Source organism: Pseudoalteromonas sp. P1-25, from assembly GCF_001401805.1.
GTDB lineage: Bacteria > Pseudomonadota > Gammaproteobacteria > Enterobacterales > Alteromonadaceae > Pseudoalteromonas.
Genome location: NZ_LKDW01000045.1, coordinates 1 through 21240 on the forward strand (window position 1 = coordinate 1; position 21240 = coordinate 21240).

General features: G+C 41.8%; 20 protein-coding genes. 16 read left to right on the forward strand and 4 right to left on the reverse strand.

Going from position 1 to position 21240, the window contains the following annotated elements:
- Positions 1-82 precede the first annotated feature (82 nt).
- Positions 83-2923, reverse strand: coding sequence for a bifunctional [glutamate--ammonia ligase]-adenylyl-L-tyrosine phosphorylase/[glutamate--ammonia-ligase] adenylyltransferase (gene glnE, locus AN393_RS18455; RefSeq protein ID WP_055016827.1), 2841 nt, complete (start codon positions 2921-2923; stop codon positions 83-85).
- 78 nt (positions 2924-3001) lie between these two features.
- Here glnE and AN393_RS18460 point away from each other — a divergent pair, with 78 nt between their 5' ends.
- The 6 genes from AN393_RS18460 to ruvX all read left to right on the forward strand — a co-directional run bounded on the left by AN393_RS18460 (position 3002) and on the right by ruvX (position 7421).
- Positions 3002-3895 carry a hypothetical protein gene (locus AN393_RS18460; protein WP_055016826.1) on the forward strand — a complete coding sequence of 298 codons (894 nt, stop codon included), beginning with the start codon at positions 3002-3004 and terminating at the stop codon, positions 3893-3895.
- A gap of 81 nt (positions 3896-3976) precedes the next feature.
- Positions 3977-4447 carry a hypothetical protein gene (locus AN393_RS18465; RefSeq protein WP_055018845.1) on the forward strand — a complete coding sequence of 157 codons (471 nt, stop codon included), beginning with the start codon at positions 3977-3979 and terminating at the stop codon, positions 4445-4447.
- Between the two features lie 72 nt (positions 4448-4519).
- Positions 4520-5254: a 16S rRNA (uracil(1498)-N(3))-methyltransferase gene (gene rsmE, locus AN393_RS18470; protein WP_055018846.1), complete on the forward strand. Its 735-nt coding sequence runs from the start codon at positions 4520-4522 to the stop codon at positions 5252-5254.
- Positions 5255-5329: 75 nt separating this feature from the next.
- Positions 5330-6280, forward strand: coding sequence for a glutathione synthase (gshB, locus tag AN393_RS18475; protein WP_055018847.1), 951 nt, complete (start codon positions 5330-5332; stop codon positions 6278-6280).
- A gap of 124 nt (positions 6281-6404) precedes the next feature.
- Positions 6405-6962 carry a YqgE/AlgH family protein gene (locus AN393_RS18480; RefSeq protein WP_055016822.1) on the forward strand — a complete coding sequence of 186 codons (558 nt, stop codon included), beginning with the start codon at positions 6405-6407 and terminating at the stop codon, positions 6960-6962.
- A gap of 9 nt (positions 6963-6971) precedes the next feature.
- The gene (gene ruvX / locus AN393_RS18485; protein ID WP_055016821.1) at positions 6972-7421 is read left to right on the forward strand and encodes a Holliday junction resolvase RuvX; all 450 of its coding nucleotides are present in this window, start codon (positions 6972-6974) and stop codon (positions 7419-7421) included.
- A gap of 59 nt (positions 7422-7480) precedes the next feature.
- Here ruvX and AN393_RS18490 read toward each other — a convergent pair whose 3' ends face one another.
- Both AN393_RS18490 and AN393_RS18495 read right to left on the reverse strand, forming a co-directional pair.
- Positions 7481-8614, reverse strand: coding sequence for a PilT/PilU family type 4a pilus ATPase (locus AN393_RS18490; RefSeq protein WP_055016820.1), 1134 nt, complete (start codon positions 8612-8614; stop codon positions 7481-7483).
- A gap of 9 nt (positions 8615-8623) precedes the next feature.
- The gene (locus AN393_RS18495; RefSeq protein WP_004586840.1) at positions 8624-9664 is read right to left on the reverse strand and encodes a type IV pilus twitching motility protein PilT; all 1041 of its coding nucleotides are present in this window, start codon (positions 9662-9664) and stop codon (positions 8624-8626) included.
- Positions 9665-9666: 2 nt separating this feature from the next.
- Between AN393_RS18495 and AN393_RS18500 the strand changes: the two genes are divergently transcribed.
- From AN393_RS18500 to AN393_RS18535, 8 genes are all read left to right on the forward strand, one after another.
- Entirely contained in the window at positions 9667-10380 is a 714-nt protein-coding gene (locus AN393_RS18500; RefSeq protein WP_055018848.1) for a YggS family pyridoxal phosphate-dependent enzyme, read from the forward strand.
- Between the two features lie 17 nt (positions 10381-10397).
- Positions 10398-11219 carry a pyrroline-5-carboxylate reductase gene (gene proC, locus AN393_RS18505; protein ID WP_055016818.1) on the forward strand — a complete coding sequence of 274 codons (822 nt, stop codon included), beginning with the start codon at positions 10398-10400 and terminating at the stop codon, positions 11217-11219.
- Between the two features lie 26 nt (positions 11220-11245).
- The gene (locus tag AN393_RS18510) at positions 11246-11779 is read left to right on the forward strand and encodes a YggT family protein (protein WP_055016817.1); all 534 of its coding nucleotides are present in this window, start codon (positions 11246-11248) and stop codon (positions 11777-11779) included.
- Positions 11780-11836: 57 nt separating this feature from the next.
- Complete coding sequence (locus tag AN393_RS18515) at positions 11837-12280, forward strand: DUF4426 domain-containing protein (RefSeq protein ID WP_055018849.1); 444 nt, start codon at positions 11837-11839, stop codon at positions 12278-12280.
- A gap of 4 nt (positions 12281-12284) precedes the next feature.
- Positions 12285-12884 carry an XTP/dITP diphosphatase gene (locus AN393_RS18520; RefSeq protein ID WP_055018850.1) on the forward strand — a complete coding sequence of 200 codons (600 nt, stop codon included), beginning with the start codon at positions 12285-12287 and terminating at the stop codon, positions 12882-12884.
- Entirely contained in the window at positions 12881-14017 is a 1137-nt protein-coding gene (gene hemW, locus AN393_RS18525) for a radical SAM family heme chaperone HemW (RefSeq protein ID WP_055018851.1), read from the forward strand. Before AN393_RS18520 ends, hemW begins: the two co-directional genes overlap by 4 nt.
- An 87-nt stretch (positions 14018-14104) precedes the next feature.
- Entirely contained in the window at positions 14105-15937 is a 1833-nt protein-coding gene (locus AN393_RS18530) for a DUF885 family protein (RefSeq protein WP_055016813.1), read from the forward strand.
- A gap of 83 nt (positions 15938-16020) precedes the next feature.
- Positions 16021-16689, forward strand: coding sequence for a hypothetical protein (locus AN393_RS18535; RefSeq protein ID WP_055018852.1), 669 nt, complete (start codon positions 16021-16023; stop codon positions 16687-16689).
- Here the strand turns inward: AN393_RS18535 and AN393_RS18540 are convergent.
- Positions 16686-17402 (reverse strand): SIMPL domain-containing protein, encoded by a 717-nt coding sequence (locus tag AN393_RS18540; protein ID WP_055016811.1) that lies wholly within the window; start codon positions 17400-17402, stop codon positions 16686-16688. The two genes, AN393_RS18535 and AN393_RS18540, sit on opposite strands and share 4 nt — an antisense overlap.
- A 114-nt stretch (positions 17403-17516) precedes the next feature.
- On the opposite strand from AN393_RS18540, the gene AN393_RS18545 reads away from it, so the two are divergent.
- Together AN393_RS18545 and AN393_RS18550 are read left to right on the forward strand one after the other, a co-directional pair.
- Positions 17517-20189, forward strand: coding sequence for a bifunctional acetate--CoA ligase family protein/GNAT family N-acetyltransferase (locus tag AN393_RS18545; RefSeq protein ID WP_055018853.1), 2673 nt, complete (start codon positions 17517-17519; stop codon positions 20187-20189).
- Positions 20186-21133, forward strand: a complete 948-nt coding sequence (locus tag AN393_RS18550) for an ion transporter (protein ID WP_055018854.1) — start codon at positions 20186-20188, stop codon at positions 21131-21133. The genes AN393_RS18545 and AN393_RS18550 overlap by 4 nt, the downstream gene beginning before the upstream one ends.
- Positions 21134-21240 lie beyond the last annotated feature (107 nt).

Genomic DNA, 21240 nt, shown 5'->3' on the forward strand with positions numbered 1-21240 from the left:
TTATTCTTACATGGATGTAAGTCATTAGAATAACGCAGGAGCAGTTATCGAGCCCACTAGGTTACAAACCTCGCGCCGCGATTTAATCGTCCCTAGATTGAACAAATTTCAATCCGCAAAGATCAACACGCCCTAGTTCAAATATTGTATTCCAGCATGCCGATACGCTTTCAATATCCCTTTGGTAATCTTTACGTGACACCAAGCGACCTTGCTGGTTTAGGCTTAATACGTGGTAACGCGAGCGATAATCAATATACGCTTGAATCAACTGCTGCTTTTGCGCTTTAGTGATACACCCAATCGCAGCAGCGTCTGTGAGTATTCTCACGTTATCAGAAAATTCCGTTAACTGGCTAAACTGAGGGGCGTTTTTAAGCACTAAATATTGAGTTATAAATTCAATGTCGGTCATGGCGCCTACATCTTGTTTTAAATCAAATTGCTCTGCGTTTCCCTTCGCTAAGTGGTTCCGCATTTTTTCGCGCATTTTAAGCACATCTTGCTTAAGTATATCTACATCGCGCGGAGCACATAATATCTCTTTACGAATTTGAGCAAAACGCGCTCTTAGCTCATCTTGACCTAATATTATGCGGGCGCGCACAAGCGCTTGATGCTCCCACGTCCACGCTTGGGTTTGCTGATAATGATTAAAGCTTTCTAAGTTAATAGCCAATAAACCAGAAGCGCCTTCAGGGCGCAAGCGCGTATCAAGTTCATACAATATCCCCGAGGCAGTGCGGGTATTAAATAAATGCATTAAGCGCTGCGCAAGTTTTAAATAAAACTGGCGTGAAGTAATCGATTTATCGCCATTGGTACTGCTATTACCGTCGTGATTATGAACAAATACAAGATCTAAATCAGAGTCGTAGCCGACCTCAAAACCGCCTGTTTTACCGTACGCAATAACCGCAAACCCTTTATGCTCGTCATCTGTATTTGGCGGCATACCAAAACGCTTAACCGTGTTATACCACGCTATATTAACTGCTTGGTCTACCACTGCTTCTGCAAGAGCAGTTAAGTGATCGCTTACTTTCATAACATCAATCACACCGGTTGCATCTGCAGCCGCAATACGTAATTGATGTGTTTGCTTAAACTGTCTAAGCGCTTCCATTTGCAGCTCTAGGTCGTCGTGTTCTATACGTAAAAAGTATTGGCGTATTTCATCTTTATAGGCGCTCAACGGCGTAGGTTTGTAAAGCGCAGCAGGGTCTATTAGCTCATCAAGCAAAATAGGATAACGAGAAATATGCTCCCCTATCCACTTACTGTGGCAGCACAATAATACTAACTGTTTAAGCGCGCCTTGGTTTTCGTACAGTAATTCAAGGTAAGCTGTACGCGATACAATTTTATTTAAAATTCGGCATACCATGGTAAATGTTTCACCGCTGGCATTAAAATCGCTCAGCTGTTTGAGTAATAAGGGCATGAGCTTATCGAGAATATCACGCCCACGATTACCTATATTTACCTTACTTAAACGTTGTTTAAAGTCATGAAGAGGCACTTGCCATTGCTCTTTTATATCGTTTAAAAAGCTCACATCACCATGATCCCACGCACTTATAAACGCACCTTCGCAGGTATCAAGAGGGACCGTTTCCTCCCCTATCACCAGTAAAAATTCATCGTGAATTTTAGTCATAACCTGCTCAATGTGCGACATAGTATGATTAAAGCTTTCAGATTCGAGCAAATAATTTAGCCGCGCTTGATTGAGCTCATCATCTGGCAGGGTTTGTGTTTGTTGATCGTCAAACATTTGTAAATATTGCTCAACCTTACGTAAGTGCAAGTAGTTATGCTTTAACTCATTTGCTTCTTGTTCATCCATCGCTTGATTTAGAATTAACTGCTCTAGGGCATACAGTAGCGATTGAGTTTGTAAGTTTGCCTCTCGCCCACCGCGCACCATTTGCAAAGCCTGGACAATAAATTCAACCTCACGAATACCACCTGCTCCTAACTTTATATTATTAGTCAGGCGTTTACGTCGCACCTCTTGAGCTATCATTAGCTTCATTTTTCTCAGCGATTCAATCACCGAAAAATCTATATAACGGCGATAAACAAAGGGCTTTAAAAGCTGTATAAATTCATCCCAATACTGATTAGGTGTGCCTATTAAGCGCCCTTTTAACATGGCGTAGCGTTCCCAATCGCGGCCTTGTTCTTGGTAGTAATCTTCTATGGCATGAAAGCTCATCACTAAAGGCCCACTTTCGCCAAATGGACGCAAGCGCATATCAACCCTAAATACTTGGCCATCACCAGTGACTTGGTTAAGTGCATTAATCAGTTTTTGCGCTACCTTTGTGTAGAACACTTGCGCTTCAACAGGTTTACGCCCACCTTGAGTAGGTACATTGCGCGGATAGGCAAAAATTAAATCTATATCCGATGAGTAATTAAGTTCGTGACCGCCCAATTTACCCATGCCTAAAACCATTAAGGGCAAAGGGTTACCTTGCTCATCGAGAGGCTCACCTGCTGTTTTTGCAGTTTGTGCATGCGCCCACCTATTGGCGCTACTAATCAACATATCAGCCAATAGGCTTATGTATTTAATACTGTCACTAATTGGGTTATCGCAGCATAAATCGAGGTAGGCAACTTTTAGCCAGTATTTTTCTCGGTACTGGCGCAAAATTTTATTACACTGGTTTTCATCTATCTGTAGCAGATCAAGGCCGTCGAATGGCGCGGGAACGTCTCGGCTAAATTGCTCGTCTGGGTTTATTAACCAGTCTTTTAATTGAGGTTGCGACTCTAAACTACGAAAAGCAAAGTCGCTCAGAGCACATAATTTTACAACTTCTTCTTGTATAGGTTGCTGCGGATAGAGCTGTGCAAAGCGGGCTGAGCCAAGTTTCTGTAATTGAATAGGAAGTTGCATTTTATTACTCATCAATCCTCTCTTTTATATATTTACTAACCATACTAGAATAACTAAAACCAAGAAAGGTTATCTCTACTTAGGATCAGCATGTCATATTTATCATTATCTAACACCAGTTTAATTGCGATTGCTATTAGTTTTGCGGTTATATGCATTACGATTTTTAGCCTGAGAATTGTTGCTCAAGTAAAAGCAAAACAAGCACTTAAAGATGAGCTAGCGCAGCATGATAACTTTGCCATGGGTATTAGCTTCGCTTCAGAGATTACCGTGGTTATTGCCACCATGGCATTTTTATTTGATGAAATTAGTATGAGCGCAGCACAACATAATCCCTTAAAAGTGATTGTTTTAATTGTTCTGTTATTTACATTTATTAAAGCTGGTCATTTAATTCACAGAAAATGGATTTTGCACAGATTTAATGAAGAAGAAGCCATACTAAAGCAAAATGTATGTGCCGCAATGGTGGATTCTGGCATGTTACTAGCCAACTGCATTATTGCACTGGGACTTTATACATGGACCCATGCACAAGGGTTTAGCAACTTACTCATTGCTTTTGTAAGCTTTTTTACGTTACAAGGGATGTTTGCACTAGATAGTAAGATACGTGAATACCGCTTTGCTAAAGCAAACCAAGGTGCCTCGCTGCAAAGCAACTTTAATTTAGAAAACACCTCTATAGGCATTAGATATGCAGGAAAATCAATAGGTTTAGCACTCGCTGTTTACGCAGGGCTATCAAGTGCTGCCTTTCAAAATGGAAAAATGGTCGAAAATATATTTACACTGGTAATGCATTGCGGTGTAATGTGGGTGTTATTATATTGTTTAAGTTTTGTAATAAAAGCAATTTCATTGCCCAATATTGATACTGCTTTAGAGGTAGACCATCAAGACAATATAGGCATAGCATGCATTGAGTTTGCTGTTTTTTGTGCTATAGGCTATTTACTTATTAGCATGTTTTCACTTTAACGCCACGCTATTAAATAAGTCGCCAAGCGCCCCGTATTTAGTTAACTGGCACAACACATTTGCATAAAGCAACGGGGCCCTATGTCATTTGAAGTAACTAACTATTTGTTAATTGATATAGACAACGAATTTAGTCGCACATTTGCTGAATATTATTTTAAGCACGCCACACCCAATACACCCAGCACCTTAATAGTTGCAGGCAGTAACACCCGTAAGCTGGTTAAAATGATGTTTGACGAGCTTATTAAAGATTACTGTTATTGCGATTTAGAAAACGAAATTAGCGTATCTGAGTTGGCCACTTACCTGCATGAGCATCACGATATACAGGGGGTGTTATTTAATAACACCGACTACCTGCTAGCCGACGAAAAACAACGTTTTATTTATAATTCTCTACATGAAAAACGCTATGTAGTCAGTGCTGATGATAGCGGCTATACATTTAATCGTATTACTGACGAAGGCTTTAAAAATCACTTATCGTGCGACACAGATATTGCTGAAACACCCAAAGATTTAGTCGCACTTGCCAAGACACTCAAATAAATAATTGCGTACAACGCCCTGCTTACTTACCATAGCGATATACACCTTTACGCTATACAATAAGTGATTCCCATGCGAGTACCTCATATTTATCAGGCATCGAGTATTGCCTTAAACACCCCGGTTTCTTTAAACGACGATGCAGCGGGCCATATTGGCCGCGTATTGCGCATGAAAGTAGGCGAACATGTGTCTATTTTTAATGGTGAAGGCGGTGAATACTTCAGTGAAATTATAGAGGTCACTAAAAAGTCAGTTGTTGTTATGCCACTACGTTTTGATGAGCATAATGTCGAATCTGAGCTTAACATTCATTTAGGCCAATGCGTATCACGCGGCGACAAAATGGACTTTACCATTCAGAAATCTGTTGAGTTAGGTATTAACGAAATCACCCCTATTTTTAGTCAGCGCTGTGGCGTTAAACTCAGTGGCGACCGGTTAGAAAAAAAACACCAACAATGGCAAAAAATTGCAATTTCAGCCGCTGAACAATCGGGACGTAACTATGTGCCAGTTGTTCATCCACCGGTTGATTTAAAGCAATGGCTTGAGCAACATACAGACGAAATTAAGCTCACCTTGCATCCGCGAGCCGAGCACAGTATTAAAACAATAACCGTTCCAAGCGCCGGTGTACGCTTTTTAGTAGGCCCTGAAGGGGGCTTCACTGACGAAGAAATGGCGAAAACTAAACAGCAAGAATTTGTTGATATTCGTTTAGGGCCACGTGTTTTACGAACAGAAACAGCCGCTTTAACGGTCTTAAGTGCATTACAGTTACAATTTGGCGATTTAGCTAATTGAAATAGCTCAATGGCACCCTCATATTAAAACTATTAACACTCTAGTAGTAATTATAATTAGATTAAGGCACAGCGCATGGCGATAAAGTTAGGTATTATTTCTGATCCTATTAGTGGATTTAACATCAAAAAAGACACCGGTTTTGCAATGATGATGCAAGCGCAAGAACGTGGCTATGAAATTTATTACATGGAGATGGATGATTTATCACTTCGCCAAGGTAAGTCGTATGCAACCGCAGCAAAAGCGCAGGTATTTAATAACACGCAAAAGTGGTACGAACTTGAAGAAAAAACCACAATAGCACTTGCCGACCTTGACGTTATCTTAATGCGTAAAGATCCCCCGTTCGATACAGAGTACATTTACGCAACGTATATATTAGAACGTGCAGAGCAAGAAGGTACGTTAATTATTAATAAGCCACAAAGCCTGCGCGATGCTAACGAAAAGCTATTTACAGCGTGGTTTAGCGAGCATACGCCCGATACATTAGTAACACGTAGCCAAGCGCAAATACGCGCATTTTTAGCTGAGCATAAAGACATTATTTTAAAACCACTTGATGGCATGGGCGGCGCGTCTATTTTTCGTATCAAAGAAGATGATGCAAACATTGGTGTTATTTGTGAAACGCTCACTGAGCACGGTAGCCGCTTTGCTATGGTGCAAAATTACATTCCAGAGATCAAACAAGGCGACAAACGCGTATTAGTTGTTGATGGTGAAGTAATTCCGTATTGTTTAGCGCGTATTCCACAAAATGGTGAAACCCGCGGTAATTTGGCGGCAGGTGGTCGTGGTGAAGCCCGCCCACTTAGCGAGTCGGATCTTAAAATAGCCCAAGCAGTTGCCCCTACACTTAAAGAAAAAGGGCTAGTGTTTGTAGGCTTAGATATTATTGGCGACAAGCTCACCGAAATTAACGTAACTGCACCAACCTGTGTACGTGAAATTGAAGCCGCTTACGATATATCTATTACCGGTATTTTGTTTGACGCCATTGAGCGTAAGCTAGCTAAATAAATACCATTTAAAAGTCCATTAATTTAAGTATTTCATACAATTAATGGACTTTTTATACGCTACATATATATCTATGCCATACTCAAAGTTCAATAAGTATTCATAAACTAAAAGGGTGAAATCTATGCAATCATTAGAAAATCATTTTTTAATCGCTATGCCGTCGATGCAAGACCCTTTTTTTAAACGTGCCGTTACCTATATTTGTGAGCACAATGAAGATGGGGCTATGGGATTGGTGATCAACCAGCCTATTGATGTAACCGTTGGTGAGCTTTTAGATAAAATAGAAATAGACAACGACAAAACTCAACAAGCTGCGCAAGTCTCTGTGTTTGCAGGTGGTCCGGTTAAAACCGACCGGGGTTTTGTACTTCATTCACCTCAGCCTGGTTATTCTGCAAGCCAAAAGCTCAGCAGTGATATAATGATCACCACATCAAAAGATGTACTTGCCAACCTGACCACCGCCCACGCACCTGAGCAATTTATTATTACGCTTGGTTATTCGGGATGGGAGCAAGGACAACTTGAGCAAGAGCTTTTAGATAACAGTTGGTTGATCATTAAAGCCGATCCGAAGATCATTTTTGATACGCCGGTTGAAAAACGCTGGGAAAAAGCAGTTTCAATGCTGGGCTTTGATGTCAGCCAGCTTTGCAGTGAAGCTGGACACGCTTAAAGAACCATAATGACTAAAAAGAACCTTAAACCTCAAGGCCAACGTACCGTAATGGGTTTCGACTTTGGCACAAAAAGTATTGGTATTGCTATAGGGCAAGAACTCACTGGCAGCGCCTCTAGCCTCAAGGCTGTAAAAGCCCAAGATGGTATTCCTAACTGGGAGCATATTGCAGTTCAAGTTAAAGAGTGGCAACCCGACTTAATGGTGGTGGGGTTACCGCTTAATATGGATGGCACTTCGCAAGAGGTAACCTTTAAAGCTAAAAAGTTTGCTAACCGCTTGCACAACCATTACGGCATACCGGTGCAAACACAAGACGAGCGACTCACAACTGCCGATGCAAAAGCGCGTTTATTTGAGCACGGTGGCTATAAAAATTTAGGAAAAGGAAATGTCGATAATATGTCGGCCGTGATTATTTTAGAGAGTTTTTTTGAAGCCAGTTATGGTGAATAAGTCATTTTATCCCTAAAAAAAGCGCCTACCGGCGCTTTTTTTAAGGATAGAATGCAGTGTTAATTGCTGTTTTTATCATCGAGTCCATCAATGGTGACACCTTGTAAAAACCCTGCACCTTGTTGCTCGTTGTTGCGCAGTTTAATCATTAAGCGTAAATCATTTGGCGAGTCAGCATGATGCAGCGCATCGGCGTAGTTAATACGTTGCTGTTTGTATAGCTCAAATAAAGCTTGGTCAAAGGTTTGCATGCCCATTTCTTTAGATTTAGACATGGCCTCTTTAATACCGCCAATATCGCCACTTTTTATTAGCTCTGCCACCATGGGGGAATTTAGTAAAATTTCTATCGCGGCAACACGCCCTTCCCCATCAGAGGTTGGAATAAGCTGCTGAGCTACAATAGCGCGTAAGTTAAGCGCTAAATCGTACTTAAGCTTGTCGTGCTTTTCTTTGGGGACTAAGTGCATAATACGGTCAATGGCTTGGTTTGCGTTATTAGCATGCAATGTGGCTACACATAAGTGGCCGGTTTCAGCAAAGCTCAGTGCGTATTCCATGGTTTCTTGCGAGCGTATTTCACCAATTAATATTACATCTGGAGCTTGACGTAGTGAGCTTTTAAGTGCCGATTCAAAGCTGTCGGTATCAAGCCCTACTTCGCGCTGAGTAATAATACTTTTACGGTGCTCGTGTACAAACTCAATCGGATCTTCAATGGTGAGTATATGACCACGCTGGTTGCGGTTTCTGTAACCGATTAAGGCAGCCAGTGAGGTTGATTTACCCGTACCAGTACCACCCACAAACAACACTAACCCACGCTTTGACATAATTACATCGGTAAGTGTAGAGGGCAGCCCTAAATCACTTACATCTGGTATTTGCGTTACAATGCGGCGAATAACCATGCCTGCTCTATCGCGTTGCCAAAAAGCCGATATACGAAAACGCCCTTCGTCTGTGGCTATTGCAAAATTACACTCTTTAGTTGAGTGAAACTCATTTTTTTGTTTATCACTCATTGCTGACTCTACTAGCGCGAGCGATTGCTCATCACTCAACTTATCGTCACTAAGAGCGATAAGCTCACCATTAATTTTTGCGCTAACAGGTAACTGACTAGATACAAAAAGATCAGAGCCTTTTTTCTCGATCATAATTTGTAAAAAGTGATTTAAAGATAAATTCATAGTAAGTCCTTAGCCACCAAACTGTGTTTTGTCTTGGGCTTTTTCTTTTGCGGCTGCGGTTGTCACAATGCCGTGATTAACTAAATTGTTTAAACATTGATCCATGGTTTGCATGCCATGCGATGCACCCGTTTGAATAGACGAATACATTTGTGCAATTTTATCTTCACGAATTAGGTTACGAATCGCCGGCACACCAATCATAATTTCGTGCGCGGCCACTCGCCCACCGCCAATTTTTTTAAGTAGTGTTTGCGAAATAACGGCGCGCAGCGACTCAGAAAGCATTGAACGCACCATGTCTTTTTCTTCACCTGGGAATACATCAATAATACGGTCAATGGTTTTTGGTGCCGAGGTGGTATGTAGCGTACCAAATACTAAGTGACCGGTTTCTGCGGCGGTCATAGCAAGGCGAATAGTCTCTAAATCACGTAGCTCACCGACGAGGATTACATCCGGGTCCTCACGCAGCGCGCTGCGCAGTGCATTAGAAAAGCTGTGCGTATCACGGTGCACTTCACGTTGGTTTATAAGGCTAAGTTTATTATCGTGTACAAACTCGATAGGATCTTCAATGGTGAGGATATGGTGATGTTTTGTTTGATTTATATAATCGACCATAGCCGCAAGGGTTGTTGATTTACCTGAACCCGTTGGGCCGGTAACCAATACTAAACCACGCGGGTTATCTGATATTGTTTTAAAAATATCTGGCGCACCTAAATCCTCAAGCGTCAGTACATCGCTTGGGATGGTACGAAACACCGCTGCAGGGCCGCGGTTTGAGTTAAATGCGTTAACACGAAAACGTGCAAGGTTAGGCACTTCAAACGAAAAATCCACTTCTAGGTTTTGTTCGTAGTCCTTGCGCTGATTATCGTTCATAATGTCGTAAACAAGACTGTTTACGTCTTTGTCTGCAAGTGCAGGTATATTAATGCGGCGAACATCACCATCTACGCGTATCATAGGTGAAACACCTGACGATAAGTGTAAATCAGATGCTTTGTGTTGCACACTAAACGCTAATAATTCGGTAATATCCATTTATGACTCCACAACTAACTGATAAATATATGGTTACAATAGCAGAACGACTCACATCCGCCTACGCTAGAATTGCCAGCGCGGCCAAAAATGCCAAACGTAGTAGTAATGAAATTACCCTACTAGCAGTATCAAAAACAAAACCAAGCGACGATATTATTGCTGCTTACGAGCAGGGCCAACGCCAATTTGGCGAGTCTTATGTTCAAGAGGCTGTAGATAAAATAGCTCAACTACACACATTTAGCGACATCATTTGGCATTTCATTGGCCCAATTCAATCAAATAAAAGCGCCCTTGTTGCCGCTAATTTTGACTGGGTACAAAGCGTAGATAGAATAAAAATAGCTAAGCGATTAAACACTCAACGCCCCGCTGATAAAGCCCCTTTAAACGTGCTTATTCAGGTAAATATAAGCGCAGAGGAGGCAAAGTCGGGCTGTAGCATTGAGCAAATACCCGAGCTGGCTGAGTTTATTGACCAATGTGAACAGCTTACTTTACGCGGTTTAATGGCTATTCCAGCTAAAAGCGACGATCCGAGTGAACAAAGTCAATCTTTTGAGCAATTACACGCTTGCTTTGATAAACTAAAGGCCCAATATCCTCATATAGATACGTTGTCGATGGGGATGACTAATGATGTTGAAGCCGCCATAAGCGCAGGCTCAACCATGGTGAGGATCGGCACAGATATTTTTGGAACGCGAACTTAAAAGGTGATAACAGACATATGTCAGATAAAACAATCGCATTTATAGGCACAGGTAACATGAGCTACGCCATTATTGGTGGCATGGTAAAAAACGGTTTTAATGCAAACAACATCATTGCAACAAACCGCAACCAAGAAAAGCTTGCCAAGGTAGCAGACGATTTCAAGGTGAAAACCACCAGCGACAATAACGAAGCCTTACGCGATGCTGATGTCATTGTATTGTCTGTTAAACCACAAATGATGGGCGATTTATGTAAATCGTTTCAAGATTCGGGTATCGACTTTAGTGATAAACTGTTTATTTCGGTAGCGGCGGGTTTAACCGTTAAGCGCCTGCGAGAAATGCTAGGCCAAAACGTTAAAATGGTACGTTGTATGCCAAACACCCCATCGTTACTTGGGCGTGGTGTATCGGGTTTATTTGGCGCAGATGAAACAGCTGAAGAGCACGACTTTGTACAACAGGTATTTGAGTGCACAGGTATTGTTGTGTGGGTTGAGCAAGAGTCACAAATCAACGATATAATAGCCGTAACAGGCTCATCGCCCGCTTACTTTTTCTTATTTATGGAAGCAATTGAAGAAAAAGCGAAAGCACTTGGTTTTACCGATGAAGATGCACGCCGCTTGGTGCAGCAGACAGCGCTTGGCGCAGCCGAAATGGCATTGAGCCAACCAGAGATAAGCATTTCGCAATTACGCGCTAATGTAACCTCTAAAGGCGGCACTACCCATGCAGCTGTTGAGCATTTAAAAGGCGAAGGCCTAGTGCAAACAGTGAGCGATGCAATGGATGCGTGTATAGCGCGTGCGATGCAAATGGAAAAAGAACTTTAAAACTACTTTTTATTGAAGGTTACACTATGAATGCCATGCAATTTTTGATCAGTACCCTGTTTGATTTGTTTTTAATGGTGGTGCTACTGCGTTTTTGGCTACAGTGGGCAAAAGCCGACTTTTACAACCCAATGAGCCAATTTGTGGTTAAAGCAACCTCGTTTGCGGTCAACCCTTTGCGTAAAATAATACCTGGCCTAGGGGGGCTCGATTTAGCCTCTCTATTGCTGGCATTTATAGTGGCTGTAGCCAAAATTAGTACTTTAATGCTGGTTATATATGGCGCATGGGCTGCACAACCTGTGTTTATACAAGCGCTTATTACCGTATTAAAAGAAGGCTTAAACTTAGTATTTTGGGTATTGATCATACGCGCTATTTTAAGCTGGGTAAGTCAAGGTTATAACCCTATAGAAGCGGTTTTCCATCAGCTTACTGAGCCAATGCTCAAGCCACTTCGTAAAATTATTCCACCAATGGGTGGCTTAGACTTATCAGTGCTTGTACTAATTATTGGTATTCAGTTTTTACAAATGTTGCTGATGGACTTGTTAGCCTAAATTTTTTGTTATAAGTAAAAGAGGCCCATTGGCCTCTTTTTTATATAGGACACCACAATGAACCGTTTAATTAAGTTTTGCTTTATTAGTTTTTTAGCCTTTGCTTTTAATGCCCACAGTGAAGAGATGCAAGGTGCACAATACAAAGAGCTAGGGCCTTGGCAAGTGCATTACATTGCTTTTCCATCTACTTTTATTCAGCCACAAATAGCAAAAACCTATGGCCTTGAACGTAGTGGTTATAAAGGGGTTGTTAATATTTCAGTACTAAAAAATAACAGCGATAAAACCGCGCAAACTGTAAAGCTAAGCGGCATAGCAAAAAACCTACTTGGTAATAAACAAACCCTCACTTTTAAAGAAGTACAAGAAGATGACTCAATTTATTACCTTGCCCAGGTAAATTACACCAACGAAGAAATTTTACGTTTTGAAATTGAAATACAACAAAGTAATCAATTTCAAAAATTACAATTTCAGCAAAAATTTTATGTAGATTAATATCATGACCAAAACATTAGTGCTTGCCACAGGCAACCCAGGTAAAGTAAATGAGCTGGCAAACATGCTCAGCCCGCTTAGCATAAACGTCGTTCCACAAAGCGATTTTAATGTAGGCGAAGTAGCCGAAACCGGCACCACCTTTGTAGAGAACGCGATAATTAAAGCCCGCCATGCAGCTAAAATTACCGGTATGCCAGCCATTGCAGATGACTCGGGCTTAGAGGTAGATGGCTTAAATGGCGCACCTGGGGTGTACTCAGCGCGTTTTGCCGGTGAGAACGCCAGCGATCAAGATAACATAGACAAACTGCTTAATGATTTAGGTAGCAACCCTAATCGTAAAGCGCGTTTTTGGTGTGTATTAGTATTAATGCGCCACGCCGATGACCCTACCCCGCTTATTTGTAGTGCAAGTTGGGAGGGCGAAATTACACAAACCCAAAATGGCGAAGGCGGGTTTGGTTACGATCCGGTATTTTTTATTGCTGAGCAAAACTGTACCAGCGCCGAGCTCACCAAAGCGCAAAAAAATGCAGTGAGCCACCGCGGCCAAGCACTTAAAAAGTTACTATTAGAGCTTAAAAACAAAGGCGGCCTGTGAACCTTCCACCATTGAGCTTATATGTGCACGTACCTTGGTGCGTGCAAAAATGCCCCTATTGCGATTTTAATAGCCATGGGCAAAAAGGCGACATTCCTGAAGCTGAATATGTTCAGCATTTAATTGACGACTTAAAAGCCGATTTGCACTTGGTGCAAGGGCGTAAAATTCATAGTATTTTTATTGGCGGCGGTACACCAAGCTTATTAACGGGTGATGCTTATACCCGCTTATTAAGCGAAGTTGATAGCCTAATTGGCCTAAGCGACAACTGCGAAATAACCCTTGAGGCGAACCCAGGTACAGTAGAAACGAATCGCTTTAAAGAATACGTTAAAGCGGGCATTAACCGGATTTCTATTGGTGTGCAAAGCATGCAAAACGACAAGTTAAAAGCACTTGGCCGTATTCATGGTGCCGATGAAGCCCACTACGCTGCAGAGCAAGCTAAGCAAGCCGGATTAAATAGCTTTAACCTTGATTTAATGCATGGCTTACCGGGGCAAAGCCTTGACGATGCACTAAGCGATTTAAAAAAGATTATTGCTTTAAACCCGCCACATATATCTTGGTATCAGCTTACTATTGAGCCAAATACTCAATTTGCATCCAAGCCGCCAACTTTGCCACAAGATGAAACCTTATGGGATATTCAAGAGCAAGGCCAAGCACTCCTTGCCCAAGCAGGTTATATTCAATACGAAATATCCGGTTATGCAAAGCCTGGCTTTCAATGCCAACATAACTTGAATTATTGGCGTTTTGGCGATTATCTCGGTATTGGCTGTGGCGCTCATGGTAAGGTGACTGATGCAAAAACCGGTGTAATCACACGCACCGAAAAGGTTAAACACCCACGTGGCTATATGGATATGTTAAAACCATATATGTACAAAAATTGGCAAGTAGAACAAGACGATTTAGCCTTTGAATTTTTTATGAATCGTTTTCGCTTAGTAGAGCCTTGCCCAGTTGAAGATTTCAGTGCGCTGACTAGTCAGCCGCTACAAAGCCAGCAAGCGGCTTTAACTAAAGCAATAAATGCAGGCTTGTTAATACAAGAAAACGGCCACTGGCAAGTAAGCCTTAAAGGCCATCGTTTTTTAAATGACCTGCTAGAATTGTTTGTGTAGTGGTTTTTGACCACGCGCGATAAACATAAAATACAAGCAAATAAATATAATACACCCTAATGGGTTTCTAACAACAAAGGGAAAACAATGCGTAAACTTACCTTTATTGCAGCTGCCGTGAGCGTTGCTATTTTAGCCGGCTGCCAGCAGGCACCACAACAAACAATGCCAGCGCCTGCAGTGCAAGTACAACCTGTGCAAAGCGAAATAGACAAAGCGAATGCGTTTTTTGAAGATACCTTTAACCGCGATGTAATGAGCAGCCCGGTTTACCAAACTTACATGGGTATTAAAAAAGACTACGATAAATGGGATGACGGCAGCGAAGAGCGCAAACTAAAAGACTTAGCACAAGCAAAAGCCGATTTAGTTGAGCTAAAAGCCATTAATCGCGACCTACTCGATGATGCCACTAAAGTAAGTTACGACTTAAAAAAACAAGACCTAGAAAGCTCGATTGCTGATTTTAAATGGCGTTACCATAACTACCCAGTTAACCAAATGTTTGGTACGCACTCTATGGTGCCTGCGTTTTTAATTAACCAGCACTCAATTAGTAACGTTAAAGAAGCTAAAGATTACATTGCACGTTTAAACGGCGTACCTGCAGTATTTGATCAGCTTATTACTGATTTAGAAACCCGTGCTGATAAAGGTATTATCGCGCCTAAATTTGTGTTCCCACATGTTATAGATTCGAGCAAAAACATCATTCATGGTGCGCCGTTTGATAAAGGCGAAGACTCTACACTATTAGCCGACTTTAAACGTAAAGTAAGCGCCCTTGAAATTAGCCAAGATGAAAAAGATGCCTTAATCAGCGATGCAACTGATGCATTAAAATCAGCCGTAAAGCCTTCTTACTCTAAGTTAATTAATTACTTAGCACAGCTAGAAAAACGCGCTGATAACCGCGATGGCGCATGGAAACTGCCTGACGGTGAAACGTTTTACAATAACGCACTTAAGCGCACCACCACAACTGACTTAACCGCTAAAGAAATTCATGCTATTGGCCTTGCTGAAGTAAAACGCATTCATGATGAAATGCGTGAAATTAAAGACAAAGTAGGCTTTAAAGGTGATTTAAAAGCGTTTATGCAGTTTATGAAAACGGATAAACAATTTTATTACGCCAATGACGAGGAAGGTAAGCAGCGTTATCTAGATGAAGCCACGGGTCTAATCAACACCATGAAAACTCGCCTAGATGAGTTATTTATTGTTAAGCCAAAGGCTGATCTTAAAGTTAAAGCCGTTGAAGCATTCCGCGAAAAAGCAGCGGGTAAAGCATTTTACCAACAACCTGCGCCAGATGGCTCACGCCCTGGTATTTACTACGCAAACCTTTACGACATGGAAGCAATGCCAACGTACCAAATGGAAGCATTAGCGTACCATGAGGGTATTCCGGGTCACCATATGCAAATTGCTATTTCACAAGAGCTTGAAGGTGTACCTAAGTTCCGTAAGTTTGGTGGCTACACAGCATACATTGAAGGTTGGGGTTTATACTCAGAGTACATTCCTAAAGAAATGGGCCTATACTCAGACCCTTACTCAGACTTTGGTCGCCTTTCGATGGAATTATGGCGTGCGTGTCGCTTAGTAGTTGATACCGGTATTCATGCAATGAAATGGACTCGCCAAGAAGGTATTGATTACTACGTAAATAATACGCCTAACGCCACATCTGACGGTGTTAAAATGGTTGAGCGTCACATTGTAATGCCATCGCAAGCAACGGCTTACAAAGTGGGTATGCTTAAGATTTTAGAGCTGCGTGAAGATGCTAAAAAGCAACTAGGCGATAAGTTCGATATTCGTCAGTTCCACGACGTTATACTTAAAAATGGCCCTGTACCACTTAACGTACTAGAGAACTTTGTAAACGAGTGGGTAGCAAGTAAAAAAGCTTAATACTTGGTTATAAATAGAAAAAGGTCGCTGATGCGGCCTTTTTTGTTTTATAGTAATAAAAACGCTCAAAGGTAGAGTTAAGAATGGACTTAAGCATACAGTTACTTAATGCGCGCATTGCCAAGCATCAGCTAGACGAGCTTGATAACGACTTTAAACAGTTAACCCCTGCGCAACAAACATTGCAGCTAAACCACCTTTACGAAAGTGCTTTGCGAATGAGTATTAAATACGATTTTATGCAAAATGTGGCAACACGTATTTTAACAACCAACACCTTACCAGCACCTTTTATAAACCAATTAACAACGACTGATGCATTAACGTTTTTTACACCGGCATTAAAAGAAAATAACGGCTTTTTAGCACAAGACAGCCGGGGAAATAATGTGCTGCACAGTGTATTTAAACACGCCCATGCTCACAAGCTGCCTTTTAACTACGTACGCTCATTAATGTTATTCGAATCTAACGATGGGCTAGCAAAAGCCTTAGCACAAACTAATGCTAACGGTCTTACTCCTGTTGCCTGTTATATTGCTTATGCTGATAAACCTAGCACGCCAGTAAAGCATGAGTTTTCAGCCTTATTAGCGCTTATGGAAATAGAACAAAAACAAACCCCAACCGCTAAACAACAATTAGTAAATGTTTTAAAAGGCGCAAACATTAACGAAACCGGTATTTTACTTAGTGCAGCTTATCTGCAACGTTCAACAGCACACATTGCCCACCTAGTGAGAGCGATTTAGTCACTTAAATAATACTCTACACTGGTGACCACCCTTACCTTTTTAATGTGAGGGGTATTAGAGTCGCGATTACTAATACTAAATTGCCCCTGGCGCGCGGATTTTATTTTGCCAAGTGTTGAGTTCGAATCCTTAGCAAATTTGTTAGCGACTTCTCGGGCTTTTTCTGTAGCCTCTTGCACCATTGCAGGCTTGATATCGTTAAGGCCGGTAAATAAATATTCGACTCTGGTTTCGTAACTATCCTGTACTATTGCGATACCTTGCTTCGCCAGTTGGCTTACTTTGCCTAATGCATTTTGGACTTTGTCGGGCGCGTTAGAATAAACAATAATATTAGCGCGGGCTAAATAACGAAATTTTTGATTATCGTTACCATATTCACGGGCCTGTTTATCAATAATTGACTGGCTGCCGGTACTTATTTCGTCATCATCAAAGCCATGTAACTTTAAAAAAGCAATCACGGCACTATTTTTTTGCTCAACTCGACTAACCAATTTTTCTAGGTTATTGTCTGCATCGGTGTATTGCAAGGGCCAAATAACCGTATCGGCATTAACCTCACGCTCAGCTAACCCTTTTACCTGCACACTTCGGTCCATACTTTTTACATCAACGGCAGCACTTTTAATAATAAAGCCAAATAAAACTAAGCCTATACTTAAACAAATAGCAGCAATAACAGTGTAAAAATGGGGTGTTTTATTCACAAAAATCTCCTTGATTGATATCAATAATAAGCATTTACGCGCTCGAAATAACACAGCAAACAGGGTACATTGTGAGTATAAATAACGCAAAACATTATCAGCCAAGGATATAGCATGAGCCTAAAGCGTATTAGCCAATTTTTTAATCCGGCCTCGGTAGCTGTTATTGGCGCCTCGAATACCTCTACTCGCGCGGGGTTTGTGGTTATGCGCAATTTATTACAAGGCGGATTTAAAGGGCCAATTATGCCCGTCACCCCAACCCATAGTGCAGTACATGGAGTGCTTGCTTATCCTGATATTGCAGCGCTGCCCAAGGTGCCCGACTTAGCCGTTATTTGTACTAATAAAAATACCTTACTAAGCATTATTGAGCAGTTAGGCCAGCTTGGCTGTAAAAGTGCGATTGTGATTGCCGATGGACTTTCATTGTGCCAAAAAACGGCCTTGAAACATGCAGCTAATCACCATAACGTTACCTTGCTTGGACCAAACTGTTTAGGGCTACTTATCCCGCATATTGGTCTCAATGCCAGCTTTTCACACACCGTAGCAGCACCGGGAAAACTGGCATTTATATCGCAATCTGCAGCGGTGTGCTCCACTATTTTAGATTGGGCTAAAAATAAAGAAATTGGCTTTTCGTATTTTGTATCTGTGGGTGATTGCCTAGATATTGATTTTGACGAGCTACTCGACTTTTTCGGCCGTGATGCAAAAACCAAAGCGATTCTGCTCTACATAGATAATATAGAGGATATCCGCGGGTTTATCTCAGCAGCACGCGCGGCTGCATTTAGCAAACCCGTCATAGCCATTAAAACGGGTAAAACTGGCGCAGGCGCACTGGCCGCCGAAATCCATACCGGTGGCAAACAAAGTTCAGATGCGGTGTACGATGCGCTTTTTCAACGTGCTGGTATGCTTCGGGTTAGTGACCTGCGCGAACTTTTTGCGGCCACGCAAACACTCGCCATTCACCCAAAACTGTTAAAAGTTGAGCAGTTAACCATTTTAACTAACGGCGGCGGACCGGGTGTCATGGCGGTTGATGAGCTGATTTTAAATTCCGGTAAGCTTGCCCAGCTAAGCGAGCAAACCCGAGCGGCACTAAATAAAGTGATCCCCCAGTCGGATACTACATCTAACCCTGTTGATATTTTTGGCGACTCTGCACCAGCCCGTTACAGGCAAGCATTGGAGATTTTACTACGCGCCGAAGAAGTTAAAAACTTACTTATTATTCATACTCCCTCAGCACTTGCACCCAGTGAAGACTACGCCGATATGATAGTGCAAACCTTACAAAAAATACCAAAGATGGCGCGCCCCTATGTCATGACCAACTTTATGGGGGAAGATGCAGCTTATGCCGCTAGGCGTGTTTGTTCTAACCATACTATTCCAACCTATCGCACGCCTGAGGGTGCCGTTGGCGCATTTATGCATTTGGTTAGTTATCGTCGTAACCAAAAGCATTTAACGCAAACTCCGGAATCAAACACTGACGACGCCAAAATAAATAAAACTGCGGCCACTTCACTCATTAACGAATTTTTAGAAGAAGATCAAAGCTACTTACCCACGCATCAAGCAAGCCAAATCCTTAGTCATTATGGTGTTGAGTGTATTAAAACAGAAGTAGCCTACACGCCCACAGAAGCGCGTGAGCAAGCAATTGAATTAGGCTTTCCCGTAGCGTTAAAGTTGATTAGTCCAAGTATTGCCTCTAAATCAGAAGTCGGTGGTGTGGTACTCAATCTCAACGATGCAAACGAAGTTGAACAAACTGCCTTTGCCATGCTGATACGCATTAAAAACACCTATCCAGATGCGGTTATTGAAGGGTTTTCACTACAAAAAATGGCGCCCCGTGCTGGTGCTAATGAGCTGCGAATCGCCATTAAAACCGAGCCTAATTTTGGCCCCGTTATATTACTTGGTGAAGCAGGTAATGGATTAGAGTATGCCCAAGCAGCCGTTGCTTTGCCGCCACTTAATATGAACTTAGCTAAATACCTCATTGCGGCAGCAAACGATAAAGGCGTATTAAAAGATCGTATCCTGCCAGAAAAAGTCGATAAATACCGCCTGTGCGCCCTGCTCACACGTATATCTCAACTTGTTGTCGATCAACCTGACATAAGTGCCATGGAGCTAAACCCTATTTTAGCCAGTAACGGCCAATTTTTAGTGCTTGATGCCACCATTACTGTTAACCGTTATCAGACACGTAGCGATCGTAAACGTTTATGTATACGCCCTTACCCTATTGACCTTGTAGAAGAAGTAACCCTTAAAAATAACACACGTGCTACATTAAGGCCTATTCGTCCAGAAGATGAAAAAGCCCACCAAGAGTTTGATCAATCCCTTAATAAAGAAGATCGCTACAAACGCTTTTTTGGCGAACTCCCCCAGTTTAATCACGATCAACTCGCAAAAATGACACAAATAGATTACGACCGAGAAATGGCCTTTATTGTTTGCCAACGCTTTGAAGGTAAAAGCCGTACGTTAGGCGTGGCACGTGTAATTATGGACCCTGATAATTTACATGCGGAGTTTGCCACAGTGGTTCGCTCTGACTACCAAGGTTTAGGTCTTGGTAGGTTGCTGATGAGCGCTGCAATAAATCACTGTAAGCGCCAAGGCGTAGAAGTCATTGAAGGCATAACACTACCAGAGAACACCGGCATGATAGAACTAGCCCGTAAGTTAGGCTTTACTATCAGTCGTGATTTTGAAGAAGGCAGTATTAATATGCTGTTAAAGCTAAAAAAATGAAAAACACAGCACGGAAAACTTTAGCGCAGGTATTTGAAGGAACCGGTGATTACCGAACAGCAGGGCATATACTTGATACTGCACTAATTGCTTTAATTATGCTTAACGTTGTTGCCATTGTGCTTGAGTCAGTACCAAGTATAAATAAGCTTTATTACCCGCAATTTTTACTATTAGAAGTAATTTCAGTGGCTATTTTTAGCCTTGAATACCTCGCAAGACTTTGGGCCTGTGTCGATAAAAGCAAATACGCAGCTATAAAAGGTTCAAACGTAAAACGTCGGCTGCATTATTTTTTATCACCTTTAGCTCTTATTGATTTAATAGCCATTTTACCGAGTCTATTAATGTTCATGTTTCCTCTCGATTTACGTTTTTTACGGGTATTAAGGCTGCTAAGAGTGTTTAAACTTACTCGCTACTCTCGTGCAATGCAGTTGCTATTACAAGCATTTAAAGACGAAGCAAATTCATTACTGGCCGCATTTTTTATAATGTCGGTGGTGCTTATACTCGCCTCGTGTGGCATTTATTTATTAGAGCACGACATACAACCAGATAAATTTGGCTCTATCCCTGCGGCTATGTGGTGGGCTATGGCCACGCTTACCACGGTAGGTTATGGTGATGTTGTGCCCATTACTCCTGTAGGTAAGCTATTTGGTGGGGTGATCACCTTGGTGAGCATGGGAATGGTGGCAATCCCCACGGGTTTGCTTGCTTCAAGTTTTTCAGAGCAAATACGTAAACGTCGTCAGTTTTTTGAAGACGCCGTACATGAACAAATCCATGACGGCAGCCTAGATGACTCACAGCGCATGCACTTAGAAGAACTTCGCTATAAACTGGGATTGAGTAAACTTGAGGCCAATAAAGCAATTAAAACTCAGCTTAATCAGCGTAACAGCCATTTATTTTGCCGTCACTGTGGTAAACGCCAATAAGCTTATTTTTACTAGGGGGTGTTGACCTTTGCGGATTGAAATTTGTTCAACCTAGGGGCGATTAAATCGCGGCGCGAGGTTTGTAACCTAGTGGGCTCGATAACTGC